General features: G+C 61.6%; 12 protein-coding genes. 9 read left to right on the top strand and 3 right to left on the bottom strand.

Annotated features, from left to right (window positions below; genetic code table 11):
• Positions 1–22 precede the first annotated feature (22 nt).
• The 5 genes from B7Y43_RS11510 (at position 23) to B7Y43_RS11490 (ending at position 3623) form a co-directional block, all read left to right on the top strand.
• Positions 23–325 carry a hypothetical protein gene (locus tag B7Y43_RS11510; protein WP_374131794.1) on the top strand — a complete coding sequence of 101 codons (303 nt, stop codon included), beginning with the start codon at positions 23–25 and terminating at the stop codon, positions 323–325.
• Between the two features lie 38 nt (positions 326–363).
• Positions 364–1029, top strand: coding sequence for a response regulator transcription factor (locus tag B7Y43_RS11505; RefSeq protein ID WP_374131793.1), 666 nt, complete (start codon positions 364–366; stop codon positions 1027–1029).
• A gap of 53 nt (positions 1030–1082) precedes the next feature.
• Complete coding sequence (locus B7Y43_RS11500; protein ID WP_374131792.1) at positions 1083–2504, top strand: HAMP domain-containing sensor histidine kinase; 1422 nt, start codon at positions 1083–1085, stop codon at positions 2502–2504.
• Positions 2505–2627: 123 nt separating this feature from the next.
• The gene (locus B7Y43_RS11495; RefSeq protein ID WP_374131791.1) at positions 2628–3323 is read left to right on the top strand and encodes a DUF3047 domain-containing protein; all 696 of its coding nucleotides are present in this window, start codon (positions 2628–2630) and stop codon (positions 3321–3323) included.
• Positions 3324–3407: 84 nt separating this feature from the next.
• Entirely contained in the window at positions 3408–3623 is a 216-nt protein-coding gene (locus B7Y43_RS11490) for a hypothetical protein (RefSeq protein ID WP_374131790.1), read from the top strand.
• Between the two features lie 41 nt (positions 3624–3664).
• Here B7Y43_RS11490 and B7Y43_RS11485 read toward each other — a convergent pair whose 3' ends face one another.
• Both B7Y43_RS11485 and B7Y43_RS11480 read right to left on the bottom strand, forming a co-directional pair.
• Positions 3665–4663 carry an LLM class flavin-dependent oxidoreductase gene (locus tag B7Y43_RS11485; RefSeq protein ID WP_374131789.1) on the bottom strand — a complete coding sequence of 333 codons (999 nt, stop codon included), beginning with the start codon at positions 4661–4663 and terminating at the stop codon, positions 3665–3667.
• A 55-nt stretch (positions 4664–4718) separates the two neighbouring features.
• Entirely contained in the window at positions 4719–7094 is a 2376-nt protein-coding gene (locus B7Y43_RS11480; protein WP_374131788.1) for a S8 family peptidase, read from the bottom strand.
• Between the two features lie 90 nt (positions 7095–7184).
• On the opposite strand from B7Y43_RS11480, the gene B7Y43_RS11475 reads away from it, so the two are divergent.
• From B7Y43_RS11475 to glpX, 4 genes are all read left to right on the top strand, one after another.
• Complete coding sequence (locus B7Y43_RS11475; protein ID WP_374131787.1) at positions 7185–7850, top strand: pyrimidine 5'-nucleotidase; 666 nt, start codon at positions 7185–7187, stop codon at positions 7848–7850.
• Positions 7847–8692, top strand: coding sequence for a 2,3,4,5-tetrahydropyridine-2,6-dicarboxylate N-succinyltransferase (gene dapD, locus B7Y43_RS11470; protein ID WP_374131786.1), 846 nt, complete (start codon positions 7847–7849; stop codon positions 8690–8692). Before B7Y43_RS11475 ends, dapD begins: the two co-directional genes overlap by 4 nt.
• The gene (locus tag B7Y43_RS11465; RefSeq protein ID WP_374131785.1) at positions 8689–9495 is read left to right on the top strand and encodes a glutaminyl-peptide cyclotransferase; all 807 of its coding nucleotides are present in this window, start codon (positions 8689–8691) and stop codon (positions 9493–9495) included. Before dapD ends, B7Y43_RS11465 begins: the two co-directional genes overlap by 4 nt.
• A 130-nt stretch (positions 9496–9625) precedes the next feature.
• Positions 9626–10672 carry a fructose-bisphosphatase class II family protein gene (gene glpX, locus B7Y43_RS11460; protein WP_374131784.1) on the top strand — a complete coding sequence of 349 codons (1047 nt, stop codon included), beginning with the start codon at positions 9626–9628 and terminating at the stop codon, positions 10670–10672.
• On the opposite strand, the gene B7Y43_RS11455 is transcribed toward glpX, so the two are convergent.
• Positions 10669–11751 carry a sensor histidine kinase gene (locus tag B7Y43_RS11455; protein WP_374131783.1) on the bottom strand — a complete coding sequence of 361 codons (1083 nt, stop codon included), beginning with the start codon at positions 11749–11751 and terminating at the stop codon, positions 10669–10671. The two genes, glpX and B7Y43_RS11455, sit on opposite strands and share 4 nt — an antisense overlap.
• Between the last annotated feature and the right edge of the window lie 65 nt (positions 11752–11816).

The raw sequence follows: 11816 nt of genomic DNA, 5'->3' as shown, positions 1-11816 counted from the left end.
CGCGATGGCTATGCCAATCCCCATGAACATGAAGTTTCCCCTCGTCTTGGCGGCCTGTGCAGTGCTCACGTCGTGCAGCCATGCCCATGCCCAGCGTCGCGGCGATCAGGTCGAAGTGCTGGTGCAGATGCGCACGGGCCGGCTGCTACCCTTGCCTGAAATTGAACGGCGTGTGCTGCCGACGATGCGCGGTGCGCAGTACATCGGCGTTGATTTCGATTCGCTCAGCGGGATTTACACCTTGAAGTTCCTGCGCAATGGCGATGTCATCTGGGTCGATGTCGATGGTCGTTCCGGGCAGGTTATCGGCAGGACTGGCAATTGACTCGCGTCGCGGACGCGACCGAGCAGGGGGAAGACAAGATGCGCGTTTTGATCGTCGAGGACGAACCAAGCCTGGGCCAGCAGCTGAAAAACACGCTGGAAGGCGCTGGCTATGCGATCGATCTCGCCACGGATGGCGAAGAAGGTCTCTTCCTGGGCCAGACCGAAAACTATGATGCGGTTGTGCTCGATCTCGGCCTGCCGGAGATTGACGGGCTCACCGTACTTGATCGCTGGCGCCGGGATGGCAAGGTGATGCCCGTACTGGTGCTGACTGCGCGCGATAGCTGGTCTGACAAGGTCGCCGGGCTTGATGCCGGCGCGGATGATTATGTCGCCAAACCCTTTCAGTCCGAAGAACTCATCGCCCGGCTGCGGGCGTTGATTCGGCGCGCGTCGGGCAATGCCTCGTCCGAACTCACAGCGGGCGATATCCGGCTCGATACCCGCTCCGGCAAGGTCACCAAGGCCGGCGATCCGGTGAAGATGACCGCGCAGGAATATAAATTGCTGAGCTATCTGCTCCATCACAAGGGCAAGGTCGTCAGCCGTACCGAGCTGATCGAACATATCTATGATCAGGATTTTGATCGCGATTCGAATACGATTGAGGTGTTCGTTACGCGCATCAGAAAAAAGCTGGGGCAGGACGTTATCACCACGATCCGCGGCCTCGGCTATAGCCTGGAAGATCCCGATGCTTAGCCCCTCGGCCCGGTCTCCGGCCTGGGTGGCGATCGCATCGCGATTCTAGCCGCATGGCCGATGCCCCTGCGCCCAGCGAAACCCCGGCGCGCCTGCCGCCGGTGACCGTGCCGCTATCGATGCCACCCCGCACCGAAACACAGACGTCAGGCTCGCTCAGCCGCCGAATGATCATCATCGCGGCGGTGTGGATCACGGTATTACTGACCGGTGGAGCCTTTGCGCTTGATCGTGTTCTCACCAATGCGGTGACCCGCAGCTTTGATGATCAGCTGGAATATGTGCTGACCGCGCTGATTGCCTCGGCCGAAATCGGGCCCGACAAAGAGGTGATCTTCAACCGCGAACCCGCCGATCAGCGTTTTCTGGAAGCCTATTCAGGCCTGTATTGGCAGGTCAGCGGCAAGAATAGCGAGGATTTCGTGTCGCGATCGCTATGGGATCGGCGGCTGAAATATGGCGATAATCACAGCGATCTGCGCATCCATATCTATGACAGCAACCAGTTCCCCGACGAAAAATTGCGGGTGGTGGAGCGCGATGCCCGGCTGCCGGGTGCGCCGGTGCGCTGGCGTTTCCAGGTCGCGGCCAGCCGTGTTGCGCTCAACCAGCAGATTGCGACGCTCCGTCAGACCTTGCTGATCAGCTTCGCGCTGCTTGCGGTCGGGCTGATCGGGATGGCGGGCCTGCAAGTCTATTACGGCCTGTCCCCTTTGCGCAAATTGCGCGAAGAAATCGCCCGGATGCGGGCCGGCGAATCGCGGCAGATTGATCGATCAATGCCGATCGAGGTCGCGCCGATGGTTGAGGAGCTGAACGGCCTTATTGAACATAATGAGCGCCAGGCCGAAGAAGCGCGGCGGCATGCGGGCAACCTTGCCCATGCGCTGAAGACGCCGCTGACGGTGATCATGAACGCCGCGACCGCCAATGCACAGGACCTCGGCCCCACCGTGATCCGCGAGGCGACGACGATGCGTCGGCAGGTCGATCACCACCTCGCCCGCGCGCGTGCGGTTGGCCGGCGTGGCAACGCGCATAGCCGGGCGGATGTGTGGCCAAGCCTGGAATCGGTCGAACGCGCGGTGGGCAGACTCTACAGCCATGTCCGCTTCGATCTCGATGGACCCAAGGATCTGAAGGCGCATGTTGAGCGCCAGGACCTTGATGAAATGCTCGGCAATCTCATCGAAAATGCGGCGAAATATGGCGGCGGCAGTGTCTTTGTCACGGTCAAGGCGCAGGCGGGCTTTGTCGAATTTCTGGTCGAGGATGATGGCCTTGGCATCCCAGAAAGCGAACGCCAGCGTCTGTTCGATCGTGGTGCGCGGCTCGACACGGGCAAACCGGGCACTGGTCTTGGTCTTGCTATCGTGCGCGATGTTGCCGAGATTTATGAGGGCACAGTCAGTCTGGAAGAGAGCGAGGATCTCGGCGGATTGCTGGTGCGGCTCCGCTTACCAGCGGCGAACTGATCCTCGCCAGCGTTCGGTACCGCCCCTGCATCTGGCATCGCGCTTGCTCCGTATCTCTATCCGTAACCTCTAAACCATAGCGACGAATAAGGGTGAGCGTTGATTACGGATGTTAAGTTCTCGATGGATGATCATGTTCCGCCGTCAGGCTTGCTGAGCCGCCGACAGATGCTGGCCGGTGGTGCGGCATTGGCGGTCGCTCCGGTAGCGGCGCAGGCGGCGCCACCAAAAGGTTGGCGCTCGGTCGGCTTTCCGTTTCTCCGTGCCAACAGCTTTGACGAGATTGGCAGCGGAGTCATTCAAGTGGATGGCAAGCGCGCTTCGTCGATCCTCTATCGCCGAATATCAATCGACCTTGGTCAAACGCCGCGTCTGGGCTGGCGCTGGCGCGTGGATAACGGGCCGCCAGCCACAGATCTGGCGGTGCGCGGCAAGGATGATCGTGCGCTGGCGGTGATCATTGGCTTTCCGTTCGACCCAGCCACAGCGAGCGCGATCGAACGGAGCCAGCACCGGGCGATGCGGTTCCTGCTCGGGCACGATGCACCGGGGCGGAGCCTGCATTATGTGTGGGGCAGCGGCCTGACCCGCGGCACTGTTATTCGTCCGCAGAAAACCGATGCGCACCGCTTTGTCGTGCTGCGCTCTGCTGGCGAACCCGCAGGCATTTGGCATACCGAAAGCGTTGACGTCGCCGCTGATTATCGGCGCATTTTTGGTGAGCCGCCGCCGCAGGCGGTGCAGTTGGCGATTTCCAGCGATGGTGATGACACGCATTCGACCGTCCATGCCGCGATCGGTGGCTTCGCTTGGAGTTGAGCAAAGCTTGCCCGGTAATATCATTTCTCGAAACCTAACGATTGGTGTATATTTATTTCTCCAAGTCCGGTTTTTTGGGGAGCGATGACGATGCCAGGCAGCGACCAGCGATCCTATTTGAAAAAGCGCATCGAGAAGGAAGGGGCGATGGCGGCCGGCGCCGCCTGTATTGAAGCGGCGCTCGTCCATGATGCGCTTCAGCAGCATTATGCTGATGTCTGTGCTGCCTGCGACCATGGCCGGACCGACGCTTGTGTCGACTGCGAGCGCCAGGCGCTGTGCGCGGTGGTCGCTGAATAGCGCTGCCGGTTTGGTTTGTCGCCGATTGGGTCCCGATTGGGTTACGCCGCCGCCTTCAGCTCCCGCATCGCTTCGGCGGCAATGGTCAGGCTGTGTTTGCGCGCCTGATGGTCATAGATTGAGCTGGTCAGCATTAGCTCATCGGCCCCGGTCCGGGCGATAAAGGCGCGCATCTCGCGCGCGATCTTGGCGGGCGCGCCAATGGCTGAACATTGCAGGACATGGTCCAGTATCGCGCCGCCCTGCGGCCCCAGTGTTTCGCGATAACCGGTCACGGGTGGCGGCAGCTGGCGCGGCTGGCCGGTGCGCAGGGCGACAAAAGCCTGTTGTTGTGACGTGGCGAGATACTCGGCTTCCGCATCGCTATCCGCGCCAAACACATTGAACCCAGCCATGAAATGCGGCTTGGCCAGCACTGAAGATGGGCGGAAATAGCGGCGATACAGCGCTGCCGCCTCGTCCAGCGCATCGGGGGCGAAATGCGAAGCAAAGGCATAAGGCAGGCCAAGCGCGGCGGCGAGCTGCGCGCCATAGGTGCTTGATCCCAGAATCCAGATGTTAACCTGGGCGCCCGAACCGGGCGTCGCGCGGATGCCCGTTTGTCCGTCATCGGCGAAATAGCTTTGCAGCTCCATCACGTCCTGCGGGAACGCATTGGGGTCGCTCTCCAGCGTCCTTCGCAGCGCGCGGGCCACTTTCATGTCGGACCCAGGTGCGCGCCCCAGTCCCAGATCGATTCGTCCGGGGAACAAGGCGTCGAGCGTGCCGAATTGCTCGGCGATCACCAACGGCGCGTGGTTGGGGAGCATGATGCCGCCAGCCCCCACCCGGATATGCTGAGTTGCTGCGGCGACATGGCCGATCACCACCGACGTCGCGCCGCCAGCGATGCCCGCCATGCCGTGATGTTCGGCCACCCAATAGCGGGTGAAGCCAAGCGATTCGGCATGGCGCGCCAGATCGGCGGCATTGGCAAAAGCCTGGGGCAGCGTGCCGCCTTCGACGACGGGGATCAGGTCCAGCAGAGAATAAGCAGTCATGCCCACCAAGATGGGGCGGCGGGGCCGATTTGGCCAGCCCGATCAGCCACTCTGGTCAAAAGCCAAGCGAATAGCGCAGCGCGAGACCGTAATCATCGGCAAGCGTGGCGACATTGCCGGGATCGCGCCGCATGTACAAATTGGTCTGGATCATCCCGCCCTGGAACGGCACGGCATAGCGCATTTCAAGATCAAGCTCGCGCCCGGTTGGCGCAAGGTTCAGCCGCTGGCTGTCATAGCGGCTGACGGCGCCGGTCGAGTAATCGAAATAGCTGGGCAGCTGTAGATCGAGCCCGCTGCCGCTCGTCACGCGCAAGGGCTGCGCGATCCGCACGCCAAAACTGTCATGGCCCGAAAAAATGCCGTTCTTGCCGATATCGGCGGCAAAGGCTTCGCTGCCGACCAGCCCCGATCCCGAAAAGCCCGTGCGGGTATGCGCAAAGGTCCATCCGCGGCGATAGGCGGCACCGATTGACCAGCCGCCGCCAGCCTCCAGCCGCGCCGCTGCATCAACGAACCAGCTTGCCGCCTGAACCGCGCCCAGCCCTGCACCAAAATGCGCGCCGAGCAGGCTGTCCTGTTCGCGCAAATGGGTGGCGGTCAGCACGGTGCTGAGCCCCGAGAACCGTCGATCAAGCGCAATGGCGACACGATCATAGCCCAATCGCTGCCAGCCCGATCGTTGGGCAAGCAAGGGATTGCTTACGGGCGCCAGCACCGCGCCCTGTTCGGTCGCCAGCGTCAGCCCGAACCCACCCATATCGCGCCGGAGCGCCATCGCGGTCATTGGGTTGCTGGCAAAGCCCAGCGCCTGTTCGGGGGTCTGGGCGATCAGAAAGGCCGGGTCACTGCGACCGGCCAGTTGTGCACCCATGGCGGCCGCGCTCTGTGAGAAGCCGAACGCAAAAGCCGCGCGGCTTCCCAGCCGGCTGGTGATTGTGGCGGCGATGGTGCGCGCCTGTTCGGCGTCGCCGGGCGACAATCGCAGCCGTTCGACCGATGCCTGATCCCGGCCGGGGGCGATCGTGACCGCAATGGCCGTCGAGCCGACGGCGGCGCTGAAGTGGCGCAGGCGACCGGTCAACGCGCCCACCAATGCGGGTTGTTGGCGGGCTGTCCCGATCGTTCTCGCCAGATCAAGCGTATAGGCGCGGCTGAAGCTGTCCAGGATGACCGTGCCCAAGCCGGTTTGGCGCGCATCGCCCATTGCCGATGACAACACGCCGTTGCTGGTCAGCGATACCGGCACAGCGCTGCCAGCGAGCGATGTCTGCCCGATTGGCGCAAAGGCGCGGGTGAGATCAAGGATCCCGCGCCCATAGACCGCATCGATCCCGGCAGCCCCGGCGTCGCGCGCGCTGCTATACAGAATTTCGACCAGCTGCGTTCCGGTCAGCGTCGGGAAGGCCTGCGCAAGCAGCGCAAGCGCACCGCTGATTTGCGGCGCCGAAAAAGACGTGCCGCTCCACAGAAACGGCACATTCTCCTGGTTCGGCGCGCGCACTTGCTCGCCAACGGCAGACAGAAAGAAATTGGCACCGGTGCCGGCATTGTTGCTGAAACTGGAAATCACATCATTGGTGCCAACCGATCCGGCGATGATCACCAGCCCGCGCGACACGGCGGCGTTGGTCGCGATGGCGGCAAAGCTGTCGGGATTGGCGGTTCCATCATTGCCGGCCGAAATGACAATAACGATGCCCGCCCGCGTCGCCCGGTCAATGGCCTGGACCAGCACCGGCGATGCGGGCGATCCGCCGAGCGATACGTTGACGACGCGTGCATTATTGGTCCGCGCGAGATCCAGCGCGGTGGCGATGCTGCGATCATCATGCTTGCAGCCGCTATTGTCGCCTGTGCTGACTGTGCATGACCCCGGGTTATCGGTGCGGAATATCAGCAATGTTGCATCAAAGGCGATGCCATGGGTGCCGGTGTTATTCCGCCGCCCGGCCAGGGTGAAGGCAACAGCGGTCCCATGGCCGGATTCATCGTCGATCGTGGCATTGCCCGCCGTGCTCGTCGATGCCGGGTCAACACGGCTGCCAAATTCGGCGCTTTGCAGATCGATGCCGCTGTCAATCACGCCAACCTTGATTCCAGTCCCCAGCGCGCCGCGCTGATAGGCGGCAAGCGCATTGGCCGATACCGCACCCGCTGTGGCGCGGTATTCAGCAGTGTCGAAGCTACTTGCGGGAGGGGTTGGTGTGGGCGTGGGTGTGGGCGAGGGCGCAGGTGCTGGCGTTGGTGCTGGCGTTGGTGTGGGAGTCGGCGTTGGCGTTGGTGTTGGTGTTGGTGTTGGCGCCGGTGCGGGGGCCGGTGCCGGCGGCGTTGGAATGCCGTTCCCGCCCCCTGACGAACATGCCGATGTGGTGGCGATCATGATCACGGCTGCCGTACTGAGCAAACTTTGCGTAAAAATCCGGGCCATGACGAACAGGTTCCTTTTTCCCGGTTAGATCTGCAGCGCTGCAGAACCGCGCCTTGCTCCCTCCCGCGCACCTGCTTAGAGGTCGCCACCATGCTCGCGCGTCTTGGCCATATCCGCAACTGGATTTTCGATCTGGATAATACGCTCTATCCGGCGAATATTAACCTTTTTACGCAGGTCGATCAGCGCATTACCGACTATATCGCCGATCGTTTCGGGCTTGATCCGGTCGCCGCCCGCATCAAGCAAAAGGAGTATTTTCACGCGCGCGGCACCACGCTGGCCGGCCTGATCGATGAACATGGCACTGATCCGCATGAATATCTGGATTACGTCCATGATATCGAAATGGACGTGCTCGACCATAACGCCCCGCTGGTGGCGGCGATTGCGCGATTGCCCGGGCGCAAGCTCGTTTTCACCAATGGCGATGCGCCCTATGCGCGCAAAGTGCTAGACCGGATTGGTCTGTCCGAAAGCTTCGAAGCGATCCATGATATCCACGCGACCAACTATGTCCCAAAGCCCGAACCGGCTGTTTATGCTGGGTTATGCGCGGCCTATGATATCGATCCTGCGCACAGCATCTTCTTTGAAGACATGGCCCGCAATTTGAAACCGGCCAAGGCAATTGGCATGACGACGGTGTGGATCGACAATGGGTCGGAACAGCATGCCGATCAGGATCGCGGCTTCATCGATTTCACGATTGCTGACATCACCACCTGGTTACACGAGATAATGGAGGACGCATGAGCGAAGAGCTGCAGGGCCTGATTGAGGGCGCATGGGAAAAGCGCGATCAGATCAGCACCGCCACCAAGGGCGCGGTGCGTGATGCCGTGGATGCCGCGCTCCAGTTGCTTGATTCCGGTCAGGCCCGCGTCGCTGAACCCGTGGGCGACGGTTGGCGCGTTAACCAATGGCTGAAAAAAGCTGTGCTGCTGTCGTTCCGATTGAACGACAATATGCTGGTCAAGGCCGATTCGGACTTCACCGGCAATGGCCCGAGTCTGGGCACCTGGTGGGACAAGGTGCCGCTGAAATTTGATCGCTGGACCGAACAGGAATTCCGCACCGGCGGCTTTCGCGTTGTGCCGGGCGCGATCGTGCGGCGCGGTGCTTTTATCGCCAAGGGCGCGGTGCTGATGCCCAGCTTCGTCAATATCGGTGCTCATGTCGGTGAAGGGACGATGGTTGATACCTGGGCCACCGTTGGCAGCTGTGCGCAGATCGGCAAGAATGTCCATTTGTCGGGCGGCGCCGGGATTGGCGGCGTGCTCGAACCGCTTCAGGCTGATCCGGTGATCATCGGCGATGGCGCCTTTATCGGCGCGCGCGCTGAAGTCGCTGAAGGCGTCCGGGTGGGTGAAGGCGCGGTGCTGTCGATGGGCGTTTATCTTGGCGCATCGACCAAGATCATCGATCGCGCGACGGGCGAAGTGCATCGCGGCGTTGTGCCGCCCTATGCCGTCGTCGTGCCGGGCAGCATCGGCGGCGGAGACGGCAAGCCCGCGCTCTATTGCGCGGTGATCGTCAAGCAGGTCGATGCGCAAACGCGGTCAAAGACCAGCATCAACGAATTGCTGCGCGATTGACGGCCCGGCTGGCCTTTTCGGGGCTGGCCTTGGCAGGGCTGGCCGGTTTGGCGGCGCTGTTGCTGATCGGCGCGGACGATCAGCAACAGCGCGTGCCAGCGGACGCAGCGCAAATTGTCCGCGTCTATCCGCATGACAGCAGCGCCTTTACCGAGGGGTTGTTCTTCCAGGACGGGCATCTCTACGAAAGCACTGGCCAGGTTGGCCATTCGTCGATCCGCAAAGTCACGCTTGAGACAGGCAAAGTCGTCCGCGAAGTCATCGTGCCCGCCCCCTATTTTGGCGAAGGGATTATCGCCTGGGGCAAACAGATCATCAGCCTGACCTGGCAGCACCAGACCGGCTTTCGCTGGACGCTGGATGGCTTTCGGAAAATCGGCAAATTTGCCTATCCCGGTGAAGGTTGGGCGCTGACGAGCGATGGCAAGGCGATCATCATGTCGGATGGCACGCCGGAACTGCGCTTTCTCGATCCGGTGACGCTGAAGGAGCAACGTCGGCTCCGCGTCACGCTCAACGGTCGCCCGCTCGCCAAGATCAACGAGATCGAATATGTCGAGGGCGAGATTCTGGCCAATATCTGGCAGACCAATTATATCGTCCGGATCGATCCGGTCAGCGGCAAGGTGATCGCGGCGATTGATCTGTCGGCGCTCACCCAATCGGTCAACCCGACAGACTCCAATGCCGTCCCCAATGGCATTGCCTGGGATGCCGATCATCGTCGGCTGTTCGTTACTGGCAAGTTATGGCCGGTGCTATTCGAAATCACCCCGCCCAAATCCGCACCGGCCAAGCCCTGATCCAGCGCGACGCGCGCTCGACAATCCCCCACCCGCAGCCTATCCGCCACTCCATAACCCAATCAAGGCCCATAACCTCAACAAGGCCCGTAACCTCAACAAGGCCCATAACCTAAGCAAGGAATGACTGATGCCAAAGGCAAGCAAAGTCCTGGACCGCGTTCTTGTGCTGGAAATGGTGCGCGTTACCGAAGCCGCCGCCGTCGCCGCCGCCAAGCTGGTCGGTCGCGGCGATGAAAAAGCCGCCGATGCCGCAGCTGTCGAAGCGATGCGCGCCGCACTGAACGAACTCTACATGGACGGCACCGTGGTGATCGGTGAAGGCGAGCGCGACGAAGCGCCGATGCTCTATATCGGTGAAAAGGTCGGCTCGGCGATTGGCAAGGGGCCAAAGATCGACATTGCGCTCGATCCGCTCGAAGGCACGACGATCACCGCCAAGGCGGGCCCCAATTCGCTTGCGGTGCTGGCCATTGCCGAAGAGGGCTGCCTGCTCAATGCGCCCGATGTCTATATGGACAAGATCGCGGTCGGCCCCGGTTACCCGAAGGACATCATTGATCTCGACAAGACGCCGACCGAAAATGTGAAGGCAGTCGCCAAGGCCAAGGGCGTCAAGCCGCGCGACATCGTCGCCTGCGTGCTCGATCGGCCCCGCCACGAAAAACTGATCGCCGAACTGCGCAAGATCGGTTGCGGCATCATGCTGATTCCCGATGGCGATGTCGCCGGCGTGATCGCGACGACTAATCCCGATACCCAGATTGATATCTATATCGGCCAGGGCGGCGCGCCGGAGGGCGTGCTGGCAGCAGCCGCGCTGCGCTGCGTCGGCGGGCAGTTCAAGGGCCGGCTGGTGTTCCGCAACGATGATGAACGCGCCCGCGCCGCCAAATGGGGCATCAAGGATCTCGACAAGCAATATGATTTGAAAGAGCTGGCCAAGGGCGATTGCATTTTTGCCGCAACCGGCGTGACTGACGGATCGCTGCTCGCGGGCGTGAAGCGCATGAAGGGCAAGATGACCACCGATAGCGTGGTGATGACTTTGGATTGGACCAACCCAAACCCCGTTCGCCCTGAGCGAAGTCGAAGGGCATGCGAAGCGCGTGGGCTTCGACTTCGCTCAGCCCGAACGGGTATGAGGTTAAGGCGACCTAACGTTATCCCGCTCTAGTGGGCGTCGTCAGCAGCTGTCTCCGCTGCCGCGGAGCGGGCGAATGAAATCACGACCTTCACGCCCTTGCCCGGCGCGGAATCGACCGTGATCTTGGCCTTGGCGTTCTGACGCAAGGATTGCACGATTATCGCGCTCAGCTTGCCGCGTTCGGGCCAGACGACCTGATCGGGCAGCCCCACCCCGTCATCCGCAAGCGTGATATGGCAGCCGCTATCATCGATCAGGCTGTGCATCGTGATGGTGCCGCTCTCCCGATCGGCAAAAGCGTGTTTCAGGGCATTGGTGAGGACCTCGTTGACAACCAGCCCGGCGGGCATCGCGACATCGATTGATACAGGCCAGGTATCTACCTTCATATCCAGTCGAATGCCCTCAACGGCATGGGCCTGCATCACCGCGCCAGCGATTTGGGCCAGATAGGTGCCCAGGTCGATCATGTCGTCGGCGGCGTCCTTGGACAATGTGTCGTACAGCGTTGCCAGCGCATGGATGCGACCGGCAAGCCGATCAAACCGTTCGCCCGTGTCGCCATCGGGCACGTTGCGCGCCTCCAACCGGATCAGCGCCGTGATCATTTGCAGGTTGTTTTTTACCCGGTGCTGCAATTCGCGGAGCGCCGCGTCCTTCTTGCGCAATGCCGCCAATGCATCATCTTCGTCGGCGGCAGTGTGGCCCAGCGCGACCAGCCGGTAGATCGGCGTGCCGCTGTCACCCTCAATCGTGTTTGACCAGACATCGACATTGATCACCCCGGCCTCGCGTTCGATCCGGAATTCGCCGATATATTCGGAATCATCCTTCACCGCGTCGCGCAACAGGCGATCATCATCGGCGGCAGCGGCCAGGCCAGGCAAATGCCGCCAGCTTTTCCCAACGATATCGGCAACGTCCTGCCCGGTGAGGCGGGCAAATTCCAGATTGGCATAGGTGACGATTTCGGATGGATAAAGTTCCGATACAGCCACCGCAACGGGCACATGATCCAGGAACTGTTTGAACCGGTCACTGCCCAGCGCAGTTGCCAGATCAGCCGATTCCATCATTGCCTCTACCCGGTCGGCATCGTCATTCGTCATTCAGAATCCTTGACCCTCGCAGCCGCCGTTACCTGCTTTTCCGCTGCAGTGCCAACAGGATGTCA

This window comes from Sphingomonas sp. 28-62-20 (genome assembly GCF_002281505.1).
The sequence above is the reverse complement of the archived record's forward strand: the minus strand, read 5'-3'. Positions and strand labels throughout refer to the sequence as shown.

Bases quoted from the DNA above. Each gene is read 5' to 3' on its own strand.
- B7Y43_RS11455 (WP_374131783.1), bottom strand. From the start codon at position 11,751: ATGACGAATGACGATGCCGACCGGGTAGAGGCAATGATGGAATCGGCT.
- glpX (WP_374131784.1), top strand. From the start codon at position 9,626: ATGCCAAAGGCAAGCAAAGTCCTGGACCGCGTTCTTGTGCTGGAAATG.
- B7Y43_RS11475 (WP_374131787.1), top strand. From the start codon at position 7,185: ATGCTCGCGCGTCTTGGCCATATCCGCAACTGGATTTTCGATCTGGAT.
- B7Y43_RS11505 (WP_374131793.1), top strand. From the start codon at position 364: ATGCGCGTTTTGATCGTCGAGGACGAACCAAGCCTGGGCCAGCAGCTG.
- B7Y43_RS11495 (WP_374131791.1), top strand. From the start codon at position 2,628: ATGGATGATCATGTTCCGCCGTCAGGCTTGCTGAGCCGCCGACAGATG.
- B7Y43_RS11485 (WP_374131789.1), bottom strand. From the start codon at position 4,663: ATGACTGCTTATTCTCTGCTGGACCTGATCCCCGTCGTCGAAGGCGGC.
- B7Y43_RS11480 (WP_374131788.1), bottom strand. From the start codon at position 7,094: ATGGCCCGGATTTTTACGCAAAGTTTGCTCAGTACGGCAGCCGTGATC.
- dapD (WP_374131786.1), top strand. From the start codon at position 7,847: ATGAGCGAAGAGCTGCAGGGCCTGATTGAGGGCGCATGGGAAAAGCGC.
- B7Y43_RS11490 (WP_374131790.1), top strand. From the start codon at position 3,408: ATGACGATGCCAGGCAGCGACCAGCGATCCTATTTGAAAAAGCGCATC.
- B7Y43_RS11500 (WP_374131792.1), top strand. From the start codon at position 1,083: ATGGCCGATGCCCCTGCGCCCAGCGAAACCCCGGCGCGCCTGCCGCCG.
- B7Y43_RS11510 (WP_374131794.1), top strand. From the start codon at position 23: ATGAACATGAAGTTTCCCCTCGTCTTGGCGGCCTGTGCAGTGCTCACG.